The organism is Elizabethkingia occulta (genome assembly GCF_002023715.1).
In the GTDB taxonomy this organism is placed as follows: domain Bacteria; phylum Bacteroidota; class Bacteroidia; order Flavobacteriales; family Weeksellaceae; genus Elizabethkingia; species Elizabethkingia occulta.
Genome location: NZ_MAHX01000018.1, coordinates 199,237 through 217,331, shown reverse-complemented (window position 1 = coordinate 217,331; position 18,095 = coordinate 199,237). Strand labels below are relative to the sequence as shown.

16 protein-coding genes are annotated in these 18,095 nt (G+C 37.2%); 7 read left to right on the top strand and 9 right to left on the bottom strand.

Annotation, left to right across the window (positions count from 1 at the left end; all coding sequences use genetic code 11):
- Positions 1–127: 127 nt before the first annotated feature.
- The 6 genes from BAZ10_RS15035 to proS form a co-directional block, all read right to left on the bottom strand.
- Complete coding sequence (locus tag BAZ10_RS15035; RefSeq protein ID WP_236709566.1) at positions 128–583, bottom strand: glycine-rich domain-containing protein; 456 nt, start codon at positions 581–583, stop codon at positions 128–130.
- A 297-nt stretch (positions 584–880) separates the two neighbouring features.
- Entirely contained in the window at positions 881–1,993 is a 1,113-nt protein-coding gene (dnaJ, locus tag BAZ10_RS15030; RefSeq protein ID WP_078772722.1) for a molecular chaperone DnaJ, read from the bottom strand.
- Positions 1,994–2,019: 26 nt separating this feature from the next.
- Positions 2,020–2,556 carry a nucleotide exchange factor GrpE gene (locus BAZ10_RS15025; RefSeq protein ID WP_078772721.1) on the bottom strand — a complete coding sequence of 179 codons (537 nt, stop codon included), beginning with the start codon at positions 2,554–2,556 and terminating at the stop codon, positions 2,020–2,022.
- Positions 2,557–2,615: 59 nt separating this feature from the next.
- The gene (locus tag BAZ10_RS15020) at positions 2,616–4,013 is read right to left on the bottom strand and encodes an Nramp family divalent metal transporter (protein WP_078772720.1); all 1,398 of its coding nucleotides are present in this window, start codon (positions 4,011–4,013) and stop codon (positions 2,616–2,618) included.
- Positions 4,014–4,126: 113 nt separating this feature from the next.
- Positions 4,127–5,449 carry an OmpA family protein gene (locus BAZ10_RS15015; RefSeq protein ID WP_078772719.1) on the bottom strand — a complete coding sequence of 441 codons (1,323 nt, stop codon included), beginning with the start codon at positions 5,447–5,449 and terminating at the stop codon, positions 4,127–4,129.
- A gap of 244 nt (positions 5,450–5,693) precedes the next feature.
- Positions 5,694–7,169 (bottom strand): proline--tRNA ligase, encoded by a 1,476-nt coding sequence (gene proS, locus BAZ10_RS15010; protein ID WP_078772718.1) that lies wholly within the window; start codon positions 7,167–7,169, stop codon positions 5,694–5,696.
- A 148-nt stretch (positions 7,170–7,317) separates the two neighbouring features.
- Between proS and BAZ10_RS15005 the strand changes: the two genes are divergently transcribed.
- A complete protein-coding gene (locus BAZ10_RS15005) occupies positions 7,318–8,241 on the top strand; it encodes a vitellogenin ii (RefSeq protein ID WP_078772717.1) in 924 nt (307 codons plus the stop codon).
- A gap of 63 nt (positions 8,242–8,304) precedes the next feature.
- Positions 8,305–9,717 (top strand): OmpP1/FadL family transporter, encoded by a 1,413-nt coding sequence (locus tag BAZ10_RS15000; protein WP_245803830.1) that lies wholly within the window; start codon positions 8,305–8,307, stop codon positions 9,715–9,717.
- A gap of 80 nt (positions 9,718–9,797) precedes the next feature.
- Here BAZ10_RS15000 and BAZ10_RS14995 read toward each other — a convergent pair whose 3' ends face one another.
- Positions 9,798–10,490, bottom strand: coding sequence for a ZIP family metal transporter (locus BAZ10_RS14995; protein ID WP_078772715.1), 693 nt, complete (start codon positions 10,488–10,490; stop codon positions 9,798–9,800).
- Entirely contained in the window at positions 10,491–11,213 is a 723-nt protein-coding gene (locus BAZ10_RS14990; RefSeq protein ID WP_078772714.1) for a class I SAM-dependent methyltransferase, read from the bottom strand.
- 80 nt (positions 11,214–11,293) lie between these two features.
- On the opposite strand from BAZ10_RS14990, the gene BAZ10_RS14985 reads away from it, so the two are divergent.
- From BAZ10_RS14985 to BAZ10_RS14965, 5 genes are all read left to right on the top strand, one after another.
- Positions 11,294–11,674 (top strand): Fur family transcriptional regulator, encoded by a 381-nt coding sequence (locus tag BAZ10_RS14985; RefSeq protein WP_078772713.1) that lies wholly within the window; start codon positions 11,294–11,296, stop codon positions 11,672–11,674.
- A 41-nt stretch (positions 11,675–11,715) separates the two neighbouring features.
- Positions 11,716–12,879 (top strand): THUMP domain-containing class I SAM-dependent RNA methyltransferase, encoded by a 1,164-nt coding sequence (locus tag BAZ10_RS14980; protein WP_078772712.1) that lies wholly within the window; start codon positions 11,716–11,718, stop codon positions 12,877–12,879.
- An 80-nt stretch (positions 12,880–12,959) separates the two neighbouring features.
- A complete protein-coding gene (locus BAZ10_RS14975; RefSeq protein WP_078772711.1) occupies positions 12,960–13,952 on the top strand; it encodes a glycosyltransferase in 993 nt (330 codons plus the stop codon).
- Positions 13,953–14,134: 182 nt separating this feature from the next.
- Positions 14,135–15,793, top strand: a complete 1,659-nt coding sequence (locus tag BAZ10_RS14970) for an FAD-binding dehydrogenase (RefSeq protein WP_078772710.1) — start codon at positions 14,135–14,137, stop codon at positions 15,791–15,793.
- Between the two features lie 22 nt (positions 15,794–15,815).
- Positions 15,816–16,619, top strand: coding sequence for an SDR family oxidoreductase (locus tag BAZ10_RS14965; RefSeq protein ID WP_078772709.1), 804 nt, complete (start codon positions 15,816–15,818; stop codon positions 16,617–16,619).
- A gap of 9 nt (positions 16,620–16,628) precedes the next feature.
- Here BAZ10_RS14965 and BAZ10_RS14960 read toward each other — a convergent pair whose 3' ends face one another.
- Positions 16,629–17,900, bottom strand: coding sequence for a M20 metallopeptidase family protein (locus tag BAZ10_RS14960; RefSeq protein WP_078772846.1), 1,272 nt, complete (start codon positions 17,898–17,900; stop codon positions 16,629–16,631).
- Positions 17,901–18,095: the final 195 nt, after the last annotated feature.

The following is an 18,095-nucleotide window of genomic DNA, read 5'->3' as shown; positions in this document are numbered from 1 at the left end:
ATTTTGTTTATCTGGTGTCATATCAAAATTATTTAATGAGTTCGTGCATGGGACTGTCCCTGTCTTAAATAAGATGTAAAAACCAGAAAAAGGTTGCGTTGCTTACCTAAGTAAAATATCTATAGTTCTATTTCTGTATAGATTTTATATATTCTTTGGTGTATTTCTCAGGGTATTCCTTAAACCATTTCGAAACTGTTTTCTCACCACACAGCACATAAACCGTATTAATAAGTAATTCTTTCTCTTTATCCGAGAAATCTGTATTTGGTTCCGGATCAATCCTTTTATTCCTTTTAAGAATTGGTGTGTGATGAATGAAGCGAGAGAAAAAACGTTGACAAAATTCACTATAAACGGAAGTGAACAAAATAAAGCTTCGCCACATCTCTTCTATAATCAGCATGTCATTATTAATATATATTCCCGGCTGGGTACAGATTGCAATATATTTTTTGGTTTCCTGAAAAAGCTCTTCTATTTCGCTCTCAGGAAGATTGTATATACAGGAAAAATGAAAGAGAACCTCTTCGTTGCGATAGTCGAGGTAAGAAGAATTCTTCAGAACTTGCGGCAGCATCATAACGTATTAGTTTTTAGTGTTAGATTAAATTTACTTTTCTTAAATGCAACTTTATTGCGAATATAAGTTCTTTATATTTAAATGCAATAATGTCGCATTAATATTTAGATAAGTTTAACATTTCAGGCTTTATAAAAAGATTGTTAATCAGGATAATCAATAATATGAAAAATCAGACTGCCTATTCTTGCTACTTCTTTTTAAGATGTATTTGAAACCTAAATGCTATAAGGGATAGGTTAGGCAACAAAAAAACCTGCTAAAAAGCAGGTTCTTATAAAGTTGATTTATGTATACTTAATTAAATAAGTCTTTTACTTTTTCGAAGAAAGTTTTTTCCTTTCCTGTTGGTTTTGGAATCATTTCATCCGATTCCATCTGGTCTTCGAAAAACTCTTTTTGTTCCTTAGATAACTTCTGAGGTGTCCACACATTAATATGAACAAACATATCACCTTTTCCGTAACTGTCAATACTTGGCAGTCCTTTGTTAGCTAAACGAAGAATCTTTCCGGATTGTGTTCCTGCATCGATTTTTACTTTTACCTTACCTCCAACTGTCGGGATTTCTTTTGAAGTTCCAAGTGCAGCTTCAGCAAAGGATATATACAATTCCTGGTGCAGATTGTCACCTTCACGTTTTATAGTATTATCTTCTTCCTCTTCAATAACAACCAAAAGATCCCCAGGTGTACCACCAAATGGTGCATCATTACCCTTTCCGCGAACATTTAGCTGGATACCATCTCTTGCTCCTGCCGGGATGTTTATACTTATTTCCTCATCATCTTTTATAAGACCATGCTCGTTAGCTCCTGAAGGAATTTTGTCTGCAACTTTCCCTAGTCCGTTACAAGTTCCACAGGTTGTCTGTGTCTGCATTTGTCCGAACATCGTATTCATTACTTTCATTTGTACACCGCTTCCCTGACATGTTGGGCAGGTTTTGGAAGTTACTCCGGGTGCCAATTTCATTTTCTTTACCTTGATGGTCTTGGTTGTACCATTTACCATTTCGTCAAGGTTTAATTTTATTCTTACTCTGAGGTTGCTTCCTTTTACCTGCTGACGTCCACCACCACCGAAACCGCCAAAGCCGCCAAAATGTCCACCGAATATATCTCCAAACTGACTGAAAATATCATCCATATTCATTCCACCGCCAAAGCCGCCGCCAGCCGCTCCGCCAACACCAGCATGACCATACTGATCATAACGGGCACGTTTATTATCATCGCTTAGAACTTCGTAGGCTTCAGCAGCCTCCTTAAAGTTTTCTTCAGCCTCTTTATCACCAGGATTTTTATCCGGGTGAAATTTTATAGCCATTTTACGGTAAGCCTTCTTGATCTCATCAGCAGAAGCAGATTTGCTAATGCCTAATACCTCATAGTAATCTCTTTTTGCCATTTTCTTACTTCAGAATTATATTGGAATTATGCTCCTACTACTACTTTCGCGAAACGAATTACTTTATCATGAAGCATATAACCAGTCTCTATAACATCTACGATTTTGCCTTTTAAATCGTCTGAAGGAGCAGGAATTTGTGTAATAGCTTCGTGCTTGTCTACATCAAAGCTATCACCTGCCTGTACCTCAATAGTAATAAGACCTTTTTCAGTTAATTTACCTTTAAATTTCTGGTAAATAAGTTCTATACCTTTAAGGTCTTCAGGATTGCCATTTTTAGAAATCTCCTTTATAGCTCTTTCAAAATCGTCTAAAACAGCAAGCATAGAAACCATAAGATCCTGATTAGCATATTTGAAAAAGTCCATCTTCTCTTTGCTGGTTCTTTTTTTATAATTTTCGAACTCAGCATAAAGGCGGATATAACGATCTTTTTCTTCTGCCAATTGGTCTTCAACTGACGGAGTTGCTGACAAATTTTCAGCTGATGTAGTATCGTTGTTCTCTATATTTTCATTTGGCGTAGTCTCTTCTGCCTGTATTTCCTTATTTTCGTCCATTACTGATATATTTTAAAGTCATTTTCGCAAAGATAACGCCAAAATATATTTTAGGACATTTAGGCAGATTTTTCCTTTTTAAGAGGATAATAACATGTATAAAACAGAAGCGTGATAAATGCCACAATTCCGAGAATATGCAATAGTTTTATACCAAAAGAAAGATTGCTGAAGCCTTCGAAAGTATAGGATACCAGCCAAAACAGATTAAGTCCGCATATGAGTATCGCTATTCCCCAGGATGTAATCCTTAGTGGTAGGCCGATTCTGAAGTTCTTCATAATCTTTTCAGAGCTTACACTAAAGATAAGAGGTATAATGGCAAAGCTTAGTTGTAAGCTCAATATTACCTGGGAGAAAACCAATAGTGATTCCGATTTGTCATCTCCATAGAGAATGATTACCAATATTGATGGAATAATAGCCAGTAATCTGGTAATTAGCTGACGAATAAATGGGTTGATTTTAATATTCAGATAACCTTCCATAACAATCTGCCCTGCCAGGGTTCCTGTAACGGTAGAGGACTGTCCGGCAGCAATTAGTGCAACAGCAAATGCAATTGGTGCAAAATTATTATTCAGAACTGGAGCCAACATTTTGTAAGCATCAGTAATGGAGTTGAGTTCCTGATTTCCTGAATTATGAAATGTGCTGGCAGCCAGAATAAGAATTGCTGCATTCACAAAGAAGGCAAAGTTCAATGAGATTGCAGAGTCCCAGAAATTGTATTTCAGCGATTCTTTAATGCTTTTTTCATCATCATTTATTTTACGGGACTGCACAAGGGAAGAGTGAAGGTACAAGTTGTGTGGCATTACTGTAGCACCAATAATCCCTATGGATATGTAAAGCTCTTCAGTACTTAGCTTCTTGGGAACCAATCCCCCGGTAATGCTGGCTATATCCGGTTGCGAAAGAATAAGTTGAAAAACAAATGCGCCGGCAATAATGAAGATGAGTCCAAGGATAAAACTTTCAATTTTTCTTACACCCAATTTTTGCAGATACAGTATTAATAAAGTGTCAACAAAAGTAATAAGTACTCCCCAGATAAGATCTATCCCGAACAAGAGTTTCAGACCGAGCGCCATCCCGAGTACTTCTGCCAGATCAGTTGCAATAATGGCTATTTCTGCCAGAATATAAAGAATGAAATTAAGTTTTCGGGGATATATTGTTTTATTAATCTGTGCTAAGTCCTTTCTCTTTACAATACCCAGCCTTGCTGAAAGACTTTGTAATACCAGGGCCATAAGATTAGAAAGCAGAAGCACAAATAATAGTTTGTAGCCAAATCTGGAACCAGCTTCCAGGTCTGTTGCCCAGTTACCAGGGTCCATATAGCCAATACTAACTAAAAGTGCAGGGCCGAAAAAACTAAGAATCCGTCTCCATCCGGTAAGTTTTTTGGTATCAATTGTTTCGTGTATTTCGTGAAGAGATTTATCTGTCATTAAAAATGGAAAGTTAGTTTAATCTAACAAAATTACTAAAATAATCTAAAAACAAAGAATTGAACATAAAAAAACCGCTCATCATGAGCGGTTAAGTATTGTAAATGAGATGATTATTTTGCAAATCTCACAGCCATTTTTCTGTCAACAGCTCTTTCTTCGTTAGATGCAGTTGCAGCAACTGTAGCGTGCTCGCTTCCGTAGCCTTTTGCTTCAAGGATTTGTCCGCCAACACCTAATTTTGTTAGCTCAGCTTTGATGAAGTTAGCTCTGTCCTGAGATAGTTTCAGGTTGTTAGCCTCATTTCCTGTTTTATCTGTGTAACCTCCGATTTTAATTTTAGCATCAGGGAACGCTTTCAGGATGGTTGCTATATTTTGGATTTGTCCCTCAGAACCAGCCTCAAGTTGATCAGCTTTACCAATTACAAAATTAACATTATCGAAGTTATACCATGTCGTTTTTAGCGCTTCGTCATCAGTAGTAGCATATTTTCCGGAGTTCAGGAAGTTAACCATACTTTCTTCCATACCACCTTTAAAGCCTTGAAGAGAAGCTCCTTTTACATCAATTGTAGTCGTTTCTTTAGTGGTCGTTGTTGTGCTTGTTTTTGCACTATCCTGAGGTGTAGTACCTGAAGAAGTACTTTCCGTAGTTGTAACTGTTGTTGTAGAGCTTTCTTTTGCTTTACACTGCTTCCACAGGAACCAGCCTATTAGTCCTAAAAGAATCAATGGCAACAACCATTTCCATACTGAACCACCACCACCGTTATTTCCTGCAGGCGGCGGAGTATATGTATTTCCGGATCTGGTAACTTCAGGAGTTTCTTCATTTCCTGTAAATACATTTTTAATGTCTTCAATTTTTTCAGTAACAGCCTCCTTTACATCTTCAGCTTTCTCTCCAAGTCCGCTGAAAACACCACCTAAACCTAAGGCACCTAATGAAAGTCCTGCTGGTAATAAAGAAGAAATCCAGCTTTTTTGGCCTGAAAGAAGGTTTGTAAATCCGGATTCATCAAGATTGTTATCTGCAGCATACTTGCCAATAGTACCTAAAGTTGCATCAGATGTCAGTCCTAAAAGAGACTGTGCAGACGATTCTTTGATACCGGCAAAACTTGATACTGAAGAAAGAATACCGCCGATTTTATCTCCAAAAATAGAAGATACAATACCAGATACTACAGAATTGCCACTGCCGGATCCAGATCCTAAGCTGGAAAGAATTCCGCTGGAAGCCAGTCCCTTTAGTTGGTCTAATAGTCCGGGAGTACTCCCTGCTTTATCGGCAATACCACCAACTAGTACCGGAAGAAAAGCACTGATTGCTTTAGATACTCCGGATTCGCTTTCTCCAAGCTGAGTAGCTGTCTGGGATACTACGCCAGGTGAAAGATAATTTTTTACAAGATCAATAATGTTTACAGACATAATAGTTTAGTTTAAAAGTTAATATATCAAAAATAAGTAATTTTTTTTCAATTAAATTGCTGAAAATGAAACTTTAAGAATATTTTAATATAGAATCGTGAATTAAAAATAAGTTTTTTTCATCTCACTTTTATTGTGAAGGCGTACTGTATACTGTTCTTTGCTTTAGCAGATCAGCTTATAATTTATAAAAAAAGACACTTCTGAAGAGAAGTGTCTTTTTTATGATATTTATAGAATTTTATTAATATGCTTTTGCAAATAATACTCTTCTTTTAGATGGCTTACCGGTGATAAGGGAAACTCCGTCTTCCTCTTTTGCATCCAAAGGAATACATCTGATGGTAGCTTTAGTTTCGTCTTTAATCTGCTCCTCTTCTTCCGGAGTTCCGTCCCAGTGTGCAGAGATAAATCCTCCTTTTTCTTCTAATACCTTTTTGAATTCTTCATAGGTATCTACTTTGGTAATATGTTCGTCTCTGAAAGATTTTGCTTTGTTGAAAATATCCTGTTGGATTGTCTGAAGCAAATCTGTAATATACTGATCTAAACCTTCAATCGGAGCAATTTCCTTAGTTAGAGTATCGCGACGTGCTACTTCCACAGTCTGGTTTTCCAGATCTTTAGGACCAATTGCCACTCTTACTGGTACACCTTTTAGTTCGTACTCGGCAAATTTCCAACCTGGTTTGTATTCGTTTCTGTCATCATATTTCACATAGATTCCTTTTGCTTTTAATTTAGCAATGATATCATCTGCAACATCTCCGATTTGTGCCAACTGCTCATCCGTTCTGTGGATAGGAACAATAACAACCGGAATTGGAGCTAAGCTAGGAGGAAGTACTAATCCGTTGTCATCGGAGTGTGTCATAATTAACGCTCCCATAAGACGGGTAGAAGTTCCCCATGAAGTAGCCCATGCAAACTCTTGTTTTCCTTCTCTGTTTGTGAACTTTACATCAAATGCTTTTGCAAAGTTTTGTCCCAGGAAGTGAGATGTACCCGCTTGTAATGCTTTTCCATCCTGCATCATTGCTTCGATACAGTAAGTTTCATCAGCACCGGCGAATCTTTCACTCTCCGTTTTGTAACCTTGTACAACCGGGATAGCCATAAATCTTTCTGCAAAGTCTGCATACACGCCAAGCATTTTTTCTGTTTCTTCAACAGCTTCATCTTTTGTAGCGTGAGCAGTATGCCCCTCTTGCCACAAGAATTCAGCTGTTCTTAGGAACAAACGAGTTCTCATTTCCCAACGAACAACATTTGCCCATTGGTTAATTAGTATAGGTAAATCTCTGTAAGACTGAATCCAGTTCTTATAGGTATTCCAGATGATAGCTTCAGAAGTTGGTCTTACAATAAGTTCTTCTTCAAGCTTAGCCTCAGGATCTACAATTAGTTTTCCCGGATTATTAGGATCGCTTTTTAATCTGTAGTGGGTAACTACTGCACACTCTTTGGCAAAGCCTTCTGCATTTTTTTCTTCAGCTTCAAACAAGCTTTTGGGCACGAAAATGGGGAAGTAAGCATTCTGATGGCCTGTTTCTTTGAACATTCTGTCCATCTCATCTCTCATTTTTTCCCAGATTGCATAACCGTACGGTTTAATAACCATACATCCTCTGACACCAGAGTTTTCTGCTAAATCTGCTTTTACCACTAACTCGTTGTACCACTTGCTATAATCTTCAGCTCTTGAAGTTAATTTTGCCATATTGCGTATCTCAATTAATTTAACTTTTTTTAGAAAAAATTATCTAAATAATAAATTGTAATTTTATACCATTGATTTTGTATAATTTGGTATAATTTTAGCAATTCATTTTGCAAATATATTAATAAAATTAAGCTCTGTAATTATCATGAAAAATAAAACTATAATTGGTATGGGCAAACTGCTGAAAAGCAATGTGTTGCTGGGAGCGTCTGCATTGGGACTTTTAACCTCATGCGGTGCTTATATGAACGGATATTCTGAGACAGACGGGGCCTATTATGATCCGAGTAGAGATACTGTGCCACAATATGACACAAGAACAGCCGGTAATCAGGTAGGTGGCTATTATTCATATGGTGACGATGAGGATGAATCTTATGATACCAGTATTGTAAGACAAAGCCAGTACAATCAGAAAAAACAACAAACAAAATACCAGAACTGGGGTAATAAAAAAACTGATTCCGATTGGGGTGACTTTACCGGAACACAAACCTATTATACCAACAACAGCTATTATGGCGGTTGGGGCTATCCTTATGGTTGGGGTGGATGGAGATCTCCATTCTATGGACCATACTATGGTGGTCTAGGTTTTGGCTGGGGCGCTTCTTATGGCTGGGGTATGGGCGGATTCTACGATCCGTTCTGGGGTTATCCTTATTATGCATACAGACCTCATTATTGGGGAGGTTACTACCGCCCGTGGGCTGGTGGCGGCTATTATGCGCCTAGATATAGAAACAGAGATGCTGATTATATAGACAGAAGCAGAAATGGTTTCCGTAATAATAATGGTAGTTATAGCAATGGAAGTTTCCGTGGGAATAATGGCAACGGATACCAGGATCGTTCTAACAATGGCTTTAGAAATTCTGGCTTCCGTGATCGTTCACAAAATCAGATGCCTCAATCTCAACAAGGTTGGAATAACAGACCTTCTGACTCAGGTTTTAGAAGTAATAATGGCTTCAGTACTGGTGGCAGAGGCGGCGGTGGCTTTGGCGGAGGATCAGCAGGAAGTTCTGGCGGCGGCGGAGGCGGCTTCAGATCTGGGGGAAGAAGATAATCCCGCAGTCTTATCAAATATTACGGATATAGTATAATATTAAAATAGTTAAAGAAAATAAAGATGCATAAAAAAATAGTTTTGTTAATGAGCCTTCCTGCGGCATTGTTTCTGCACGCTCAGGATGTTTCGGAAATTCGGAATGCAGCTACTGTTTATGGTAACAATATGACACAAGGAACTGCTAAATATATGGGTATGGCCGGATCTATGGGAGCTATAGGTGGAGATGTTTCTGCCGTTAGTGTTAACCCTGCAGGTATTGGAGTATATATTACGGGTGATTTTCAGGGAACACTAGGTATCAATTCTTATAAAAATACATCAACATTAAATAATTCGAGTCTTTCATATAAGAAAAATAATACAAATCTTAATCAGTTAGGTGGAGTGTTATCATTTCCTCTTTCCGGAAGCAACTGGAAGTTTGTAAATATTGGGATGAGCTATATAAATCAGAATTTGGATGATTATGTAGAAACACCAGGAGATCAAAGTATTTCAAGGAGCGTACAAAGAATGAGACAAGGACAACAATTCACTGATAGTGAAATGTATGATGGTCATGGATATAACAGAACAGGTCATTTAACAAAAACCAACCTTACAGTAGGTGGTAACTATAACAACAAAATCTATGTAGGTATGGGGCTTAATTTCCATACTGCGGATCTTGATCAGGGTGATTCTTTCCGAGGAGTTTTTGCTTCAGATAAATCTAGTGTTGTATATGATAAACAGTTTTCACCATATACTGAATCTTCAAGTGGATTCTCTATTTCTGCCGGGATTATTGGGAAAATTACAAATGAATTCCGTTTAGGAGCATCTTTAGAATCGCCGACATGGTGGAATATAGATAGAGCCTATACACAATATTCTGTTTCTCAAGATAACGGACCTATCACGTCAGTTGATATCTATAATGAGCGTAGAGATTTCCGATCTCCGGCAAAAGCTACTTTCAGTGCAGCATTAATTCCATCTAAGGATTTTGCATTTAACGTAGATTATACAATAGGAATCTCTAAGCCTAAATACACAACATCTAGTTCAGTAAACGATCAGTTGAATAATTTCTTTAGTGATTCTTCTAAAAGCCTATCTGAATTTAAAGTTGGAGCTGAATATAGATTTGAGGGATTACGTTTGAGAGCAGGTTATGCTTTTGCAAATAATCCGTTTGATAAAGGATCTCTTTTGACTACTAGTGGTAGTAAAGAATCTTTTAATAACTTATATGTAGGTAAAAGAAATACATTAGGTTTAGGGATTGGTTATGATTTCCGTTCGTTCTATATCGATGCGGCATATCAGAACGTGAAATATGATTACAATAATCCATTCCTTGGTGGAAGTTATGCAACATTAGATAAGAGTGTTGTAAGCGGTGGAACAAATCTTGATGCATCAATAGTTTCTGCAGTGAAGAACCAGCAAAACAATATCTTTATCACATTAGGATACAGATTTTAATAAAATCTTTACTATATAAAAAAATCCTGCAAAATTATTTTGCAGGATTTTTTTATAAAACCGTAATAAAGTCTATAAATCTAGTGGTGATGGAAAAGATGCCCTACGTAAGCAATGCCTATTCCCAATAGTACTAATGCTATTTTTTCCAAATCCAGTTTGTGGTTTTTATTGCCTTCAAAAATAATAACAGATGATATATGAAGGAAAATACCACTTACTATTGCTAAGATATAGATTTGATAATCCGGACTAAAATATTGACCCAGAAGCATTCCGAGCGGTGATGCTAATGCAAATAATCCGATTACTGTCCATGCGATTTTTTTGTTATAACTGCCGTTAAGCAGAAAGGCTCCCATCACAAAAGATATAGGAATATTATGTACCAGTATTCCCTGCAAATAAGGTGTTATCGTATGCGGCATTTTGCTTAAAGGTATCCCTTCTATAAAAGCATGGATGAACATTCCGGCAATAAGCGCCATCGGGAAGATTTGTTTCTCTTCTTCATGGTGATGAAAATGGCCGTGCTCAAAACCTTTGGTAAGGCTTTCCAGTATTAATTGCAGGATTACACCACCCAGAATCCACATCCCTATATTGTGTGAAGGAGTCTGAAATACAACCGGAAATACTTCCATAACTGTCATGCTGAGCAAAAAGCCGGCACTTAGTATGAGCAATCTTTTGGCAAACTTCTGCTGTCTGCCGAAATAAAATCCTAAGGTAATACCTGAAAGGACGCTGAGTATAAGAAGTAAATAAACCATTTATTTTTTCTGGAATAATATAATACAACGCGGTGAATTTTCGGATAATGTCCCTAGCTGATAATCTCCCCACCTGATAACATAAGAAAGCTGATGTTTTTCTGCCAGCGATTTTAATTTTTCAAAGGAGTGAAGCTTTACTTTCTCTTCATAATGGAAATCCTGACCATTGTCACTAAAACGGATGTCCTTTATAACTCTGTTGTTATCAATCTTTTTGTGAATACTGAAAGAGATATTATCTTTTACCGTTAATGATTCAGAGACCAGAGTATGCTTTACATAATCTGCATTCAGGAAATCCAGGACAAATAATCCACCAGGTTTTAATGCCTGCGCTACAGATTCGAAAACCTTTTCATCATCATCGTCCTGGTCAAAATACCCAAAACTTGTAAAGAGATTCATCACAGCATCTACTTTCTCACCCTGAATAGGATTTCTCATGTCATGTACACGGAAGCTTAGTGTTTCGTTTTCGAATTGTTTATCGAAACTTATACTGGCTTCGGATAAATCGAGGCCCAATACATTATAACCTTTTTGATTAAGATATACAGAGTGTCTTCCATGGCCACATGCCAGGTCTATAATCGTAGAATGTTGTGGTAATTTGATTTCTGCCAGCAGCTTATCAATGAAATTTTCGGCTTCAACAAAGTCCCTGTCTTTATATAAAATATGATAATACGGGGTATTGAACCAACTTTCGAACCAATCCATTCTGTTTTAATTTTTAATAGTATGCAAATTTATTAAAAAAAATCGCTAATATTGCAACATTGTCGCATTAATTTTTATTCATGGGAAAAAGAAATACAAAATCGAAGCAGCTGGTTTTGGATATTCTGGAATCGGAACCTTGCGCACTGTGTCATGAAGAGTTTCAGAATCGCCTGCAGGAAACTGTAGATAGGGCTACTATTTATAGGATTTTAAATAGCTTTTGTGAGGACGGAATTGTACACCGAATTATAAGTGATGAAGGAAAACAATATTTTGCATTGTGTAAACCTTGTGATGGAAAAGATCACAATCATTTTCATTTCCGTTGTATGAAATGCAAGAAGGTAAAATGCATGACGGAAGAGATTAGTGTAAATCTTCCGAAAGATTATCATATCGCCGGAGTTAATGCATTTGTATCGGGTTATTGTCCGAATTGTAAGGAAAAAGAAAAATAGCCGGTTTAAAATGTCTATTTTTGCAAAATACTTACAATATTATGCAAACAGGGGATCTGGAAATACAGGTGAAAACATTTTTTGGACTGGAAAATGTTTTGGCAGAGGAAATTAAAAAATTAGGCGGAAAAAATGTAGAGGTTAAAAACCGCGCAGTAAACTGTGCAGGAGATTTAGGATTTTTATATAAGATTAATTATTCCCTGCGTACAGCACTCAAAATTTTGGTCCCGGTACTTACATTTAAAGCATTTAATGAAAGTAAATATTACGATAAACTATTTAAGTTTCCATGGGATGAATATATGGATGCTGACCAGACTTTTGCCATAGATGCAACTGTATATTCTGAACGCTACAGTCACTCTCAGTTTATGACGCTGAAGATGAAAGATGCTATTGTCGATTATTTTGTGGCAAATCACAGAAAGCGTCCGTCTATCGATACAAAAAATCCGGATATCAAATTCCACCTCCATATCGATCGTGAATTAGTTACTATTTCTATGGATAGTAGCGGAGCCCCACTATTTAAGCGTGGTTACAGAAAAGAGCAGACAACAGCTCCTATCAATGAAGTATTGGCTGCAGGAATGCTACAGCTTGCAGGCTGGGATGGAAAAGGAAACTTCCTGGATCCAATGTGTGGATCGGGAACTCTTCTTATAGAAGCCGGAATGGTAGCAATGGATCTACCAGCGCAGATCTTCAGAAAAGAATTCGGTTTTATGAATTGGAAGAACTACGATGCAGAGCTATTCGAAAAAATAAAAGAATTCAGAGTTAACCGGGTAAAAGCTTTTGAAGGTAAGATTGTAGGTTATGATATAAATGAAGATGCATTGGATGTTGCCTGGAAAAATATCAAAGAAGCAGAAATGGATGATATTATTACTGTAAAAAAGAAAAACTTCTTTGATTCAGAAAAGGATATGTTCCCATTGTTAATGGTGTTTAATCCTCCTTATGACGAACGTCTGAGTATTTCTGATGAAGATTTCTATAAAAAAATAGGAGATACATTCAAAACGAATTATCCTAACACTTTAGCATGGATGATTTCAGCAGACCTGGAAGCTGTGAAAAAAATAGGTCTTCGTCCGTCCCGAAAAATAAAACTGTTCAACGGAAAACTGGAGTGCCGCTTCCTCCAATATGAAATGTATGAAGGAACCAAAAAAATCCACAAAATAGTAGAAGCATAAGTATATTTTTCAGGTGTTTGGCTATATACCTCCGACTGAGAGTTTGTAGCTGATAACTGAGTATGTAAACTAAATAAAATATGAAGATATCCATTGTTGTTGCAATATTTAACCGAAAAGATGAGCTTTTTGAGCTTCTTAATAGCCTGTCTCATCAGACATGTAAAGATTTCGAAGTAATTATTGTAGATGATGGATCCAAAATAGAATTGCAGCCTACGGTTGATATGTTCCGGGAAATGCTGACGATCCGGTATTTCAAAAAGGAAAATACAGGGCCGGGTCTTTCCCGTAATTATGGTGCATACCGTGCAGAAGGAGAGTGGCTGGTATTCCTGGATTCGGATGTTATTGTAGAAACTGATTATATAGAACAGGTTTGTAAAAATATCGAAGAAATCCCGACAGATGCTTTTGGTGGTGCGGATAAAGCACATAAAGGCTTTAATCTGCTGCAAAAAGCGATTTCTTATTCCATGACATCTGTATTTACTACAGGCGGAATCAGAGGAAATAAAAAAGCGGTAAGCAAGTTTCAGCCCCGTAGTTTCAATATGGGAGTTAAAAAGGCTGTGTTTTTGGAAGTAGGTGGTTTTTCTGAGATGAGAATCGGAGAAGACCCGGATTTGTCCATGACTTTATGGGAAAAAGGATACCAGACGGCTTTCTTCGATTATATAGGAGTTTATCATAAACGCCGTACCGATCTGGGGAAATTTTCTAAACAGGTTTACCAGTTTGGAGTAGCACGTCCGATTCTTAATCAAAGACATCCGGATTATACGAAACTTACCTTTTGGTTTCCAAGCGTTTTCTTAGTAGGCTATTGTATGGGGATTATTCATTATTTCTTTGAACATAACGGAATTATTCTCAGCCTATATGGACTTTATACATTTTTAGTTTTTGCCCACGCTACAATAATTACACGTAATATTTCTATTGGTGCACTTGCGGTAGTTACAACCTACGTGCAGATGTTTTCTTATGGTTATGGTTTTCTGGAGTCCTGGATAAAGCTGAATGTTTTTAGAAAAGAGCCCAGAGATGCTTTCCCGAAGCATTTTCACTAATATTTATACAATTTCAAAATATACAATATAGCCCGTTATCAACGGGCTATATATTTTTATATGTATAGTAGAGTAGTTCTGTTTTTCCTGGAATATAAACAGATACTTTTTATTATATTTGATAGTTATGTTCTTCGTAGTAAGAGCTTTAATTGTGCCCACCAAAATCATAATCTATTAAAATGGAAAATAATTTTCATCCGGATGCTATCATTATCGGAAGTGGACTGGCAGGATTGGTTGCCGCAATGGAAATTACCAATGCCGGAAAAAAGGTTTTGCTGTTGGATCAGGAAACCGAACAGAATATAGGCGGACAAGCGTTCTGGTCTTTTGGTGGATTATTCCTGATCAATTCCCCGCAGCAGCGAAGGATGGGAATCAAGGATTCTTTTGAACTTGCAAAACAGGATTGGATGGGAACAGCTGGTTTCGACCGGGAAGAAGACTATTGGCCAAGACAATGGGCTGAAGCCTATTTGAAATTTGCATCTCATGATAAATATGAATACATCAGCAAGATGGGAATCAAACTTATGTTTATGGTTGGTTGGGCTGAACGCGGAGATGGCAATGCAAGTGGTCATGGAAATTCTGTACCCAGGTTTCATGTTAGCTGGGGAACAGGAACAGGTGTTGCAAAACCTTTTGTAGAGAAAACTTATGAGGCACAGAAAGCGGGATTGCTCCAAATGAAATTCAGACACCAGGTTACAGAATTAATCACAGAAGATAATAGCGTAACCGGTATTAAAGGCAATATTCTCGAAGCTGATGATAAAGAAAGCGGAGTTGCCACAAACAGAAATATAACTGGAGTATTTGAATATAAAGCAAAGAATATTGTTATAGCATCAGGCGGAATTGGTGCCAATCATGAGTTGGTAAGAAAGAACTGGCCTGAAAGGCTAGGAAAGGCTCCCGAAAATATGGTATGTGGAGTTCCTGCGTATGTGGATGGAAAAATGATAGGTATTGCAGAAAATGCAGGCGTTAATATTATCAACAGAGACCGCATGTGGCATTATACAGAAGGTCTTCAAAACTGGAATCCTATCTGGCCTAATCATGGAATAAGAATATTACCGGGGCCATCATCGCTGTGGATTGATGCTAAAGGAAACCGCTTGCCGGCACCTTTTTTACCCGGATTTGATACATTAGGGACACTAAAATATATTCAGAACACAGGCTATGGATATTCCTGGTTTATTCTGACTCAGAAGATTATAAAAAAAGAATTTGCACTTTCAGGATCGGAGCAGAACCCCGATATTACAAATAAAGATTACCGTCTTTTTCTGAATCGGATTTTTGGTAAAAAAGCACCTGCTCCTGTCGAAGCCTTTAAAGAACATGGTAAGGACTTTATAGTATCCGACAATTTGGAAGAGCTTGTAGAAAAGATGAATGAACTTTCCGGAGATTACCTTCTGGACTATAATAATATCCGACAGATAATAGAAGAGAGGGATCGGGAGTTGGACAATAAGTTCTCAAAAGATACACAAATCAATTACATAAGAAGCACACGGAAATATTTAGGAGATAAATTAGGCCGTGTAGCAAAACCACACAAAATACTGGCACCGGAAAATGGTCCTCTTATTGCGGTTCGCCTTAATATTCTGACCCGTAAAACTTTGGGCGGAATAGAAACCAATCTGGATGCTCAGGTATTGGGAAGTGATGGAGAGGTGCTAAAAGGACTTTATGCAGTAGGAGAAGCTGCTGGATTTGGAGGCGGAGGAATGCATGGATACAGAGCTTTGGAAGGTACTTTCCTTGGAGGCTGTATATTCTCCGGAATGAAAGCAGGAAAGTATATAGGCGGATTATAATTACAATAAAAATGAACGAATCATGAATGCATATTTTAATAATAAAGTAATCTGGATTACAGGTGCATCATCTGGTATCGGAGAGGCTCTTGTAAGAGAACTTGCAATAATAAGCAGTGCAAAGATTATTCTTTCATCAAGAAGGGAAGAGCAGCTTTATGCGATTGCTCAAAAGGCAGGATTGGATAAAGACAGATATGCAGTAATAACTGTTGATCTGGAAAGATATACAGATATGCCGGTTGCAGCAACAAAAGCTATTGACAAGTTTGGCAGAATTGATATTCTGATTAATAATGCCGGGCTATCGCAGCGCTCACTTGCCATGGAAACTTCTATAGAGGTAGATAAGCGGCTGATGGACGTAGATTTTATAGGTACTGTTGCTCTTACAAAAGCTGTTGTTCCTTACATGATTAAGAATAAAGGCGGCCAAATTGTTGTTGTATCCAGCCTTATGGGACTTTTTGGCGCACCTATGCGCAGTGGTTATGCGGCGGCAAAACATGCTTTGCATGGTTTTTTTGAGGCTTTGCGTGCAGAGCTTTACAATGATAACATATTAGTAACGATGATCTGTCCGGGATTTATACAAACCAATATTTCTGTCAATGCAGTTACAGGAACGGGAGCTTCACAAGATACAATGGATGACGCTAGTGCTAACGGAATGCCGGTTAACATTTTTGCTCAAAAGATGTTAAAAGCTATAGCTAAGCAAAAATACCAGGCTGTTATCGGTGGGAAAGAAAAGCTAGGAGTTTATATTAAAAGATTCTTCCCCTCGTTATTAGCAAGAGTTGTCAGGAAGGCAAAAGTGGTGTAATTATGGGTACTATTTTAACCTTTCATAAATAAGGGATGAAAAGCTTTTAACACCAGTTCTTATACTTTCTTCATCGACTTCGAAACCGGCAGTATGATTCATTGCAACAATTCTTTTTGCTGAATTTGAGCCGCCTAGTAAGAAATAAACGCCACGCTTTTTCTGCTGGAAATAGGAGAAATCATCATTGAAATAAGGGACTTGTCCATAGTCTCTGACAACTGCTGTTTTTCCGTAAACCTTTTCTAATGTTTCTGAGGCAAGATTGGTTAAGCTTTTATCATTGAAAATTGTTGGATTTTCCTGTACGTAGGAAATAGAAATAAGCTGATCTTTGTAGCCGTTTGTCTCTAAAACCTGCTTTATCTGTGGAATAATTTCATTCAGCTTATCGGAGTTTGTTTCATAAATATAAGTTTTCACAGAGAACCCTTTATCATCCGAGCCTGAAGTAAAATTTCCGTCTATTATCCTGTAGTTTTTAAAAATGGTATTAGGGTTCTTCAACCCTATTTTGGGATCGGATATATGCTGTATTTCCCATGGTTTAGTATTGTTTTCCGAACGGGATAAAGAAAGTGATATTTGCTTTGAAAGTTCTTTTATTTCTTTATCTGGTAGTGTATTCTTTAGTTCAATTTTTACTCTTCTCTGGTAAGCGAAGATTTCTTCAGGTTTAGTCATAATCTGGCCAACAGGTAGTGCTGTTACATGGAGTCCATAGATTTCGTCAGGACTTATTTTAGAAAATAAGCCATTATCAATCATTTTTCTTGCTCCAATGAAAGTTTCCTCTTCCGGTTGGAATATGAAATAAACGGTTCCTTTCAGTTCCTTTTTGTATTTTGAAAGCACTTCGGCTATACCAAGTCCGATCGCCATGTGAACATCATGACCACAGCCATGCCATGCACCTTTATTTTTAGATTTAAAAGATACTTTATCAGTATTATCACCAGAAAGAGCATCCATATCTGCCCGCCATGCTATTTTTTTTCCTTTTTTTCCTCCTCGGAGGATTCCTACTAATGAGTGTCCGTATAGATCTTTTTGGACCTCTAATCCTAAATTGAGCAAATACTTTTCCAAAACATTTTGGGTGCGGATTTCCTGACCTGCCAGCTCTGGATTTTCATGAAGATCTCTTCGGATTTCAATAAGCTTATTGAAAATTTTATCAGTTTCAGACTGAATGGATTGATGAACTGATGTTGCTTTTGCATTTTGTTGAGCACCAACTGAGCACACCAGTAGTAAAGGAAATAGGAATTGTATTTTCATATTAAGCATTTCTATCTTTAGGATAAACAATTTCTAAAGATGCAAAATATTTTCATGTATATTGTTAGATTGTGTTAAATTTTCTGGAATTAATTCGACTTAATATTAATTGGGAATAGTTCTATAAGATAAATAATATTTTTTTATTGATTATCAGTGTTTTGGTGTATAGTTTAATTTGGAAATTATTTATAT

Excerpts from the sequence above, each read along its gene's own strand:
- BAZ10_RS14975 (WP_078772711.1), top strand. The coding sequence starts at position 12,960 with ATGAAGATATCCATTGTTGTTGCAATATTTAACCGAAAAGATGAGCTT.
- BAZ10_RS15020 (WP_078772720.1), bottom strand. The coding sequence starts at position 4,013 with ATGACAGATAAATCTCTTCACGAAATACACGAAACAATTGATACCAAA.
- dnaJ (WP_078772722.1), bottom strand. The coding sequence starts at position 1,993 with ATGGCAAAAAGAGATTACTATGAGGTATTAGGCATTAGCAAATCTGCT.
- BAZ10_RS14995 (WP_078772715.1), bottom strand. The coding sequence starts at position 10,490 with ATGGTTTATTTACTTCTTATACTCAGCGTCCTTTCAGGTATTACCTTA.
- BAZ10_RS14980 (WP_078772712.1), top strand. The coding sequence starts at position 11,716 with ATGCAAACAGGGGATCTGGAAATACAGGTGAAAACATTTTTTGGACTG.
- proS (WP_078772718.1), bottom strand. The coding sequence starts at position 7,169 with ATGGCAAAATTAACTTCAAGAGCTGAAGATTATAGCAAGTGGTACAAC.
- BAZ10_RS15015 (WP_078772719.1), bottom strand. The coding sequence starts at position 5,449 with ATGTCTGTAAACATTATTGATCTTGTAAAAAATTATCTTTCACCTGGC.
- BAZ10_RS14990 (WP_078772714.1), bottom strand. The coding sequence starts at position 11,213 with ATGGATTGGTTCGAAAGTTGGTTCAATACCCCGTATTATCATATTTTA.
- BAZ10_RS14970 (WP_078772710.1), top strand. The coding sequence starts at position 14,135 with ATGGAAAATAATTTTCATCCGGATGCTATCATTATCGGAAGTGGACTG.
- BAZ10_RS14960 (WP_078772846.1), bottom strand. The coding sequence starts at position 17,900 with ATGAAAATACAATTCCTATTTCCTTTACTACTGGTGTGCTCAGTTGGT.
- BAZ10_RS15005 (WP_078772717.1), top strand. The coding sequence starts at position 7,318 with ATGAAAAATAAAACTATAATTGGTATGGGCAAACTGCTGAAAAGCAAT.
- BAZ10_RS15025 (WP_078772721.1), bottom strand. The coding sequence starts at position 2,556 with ATGGACGAAAATAAGGAAATACAGGCAGAAGAGACTACGCCAAATGAA.
- BAZ10_RS15035 (WP_236709566.1), bottom strand. The coding sequence starts at position 583 with ATGATGCTGCCGCAAGTTCTGAAGAATTCTTCTTACCTCGACTATCGC.
- BAZ10_RS14965 (WP_078772709.1), top strand. The coding sequence starts at position 15,816 with ATGAATGCATATTTTAATAATAAAGTAATCTGGATTACAGGTGCATCA.
- BAZ10_RS14985 (WP_078772713.1), top strand. The coding sequence starts at position 11,294 with ATGGGAAAAAGAAATACAAAATCGAAGCAGCTGGTTTTGGATATTCTG.
- BAZ10_RS15000 (WP_245803830.1), top strand. The coding sequence starts at position 8,305 with ATGCATAAAAAAATAGTTTTGTTAATGAGCCTTCCTGCGGCATTGTTT.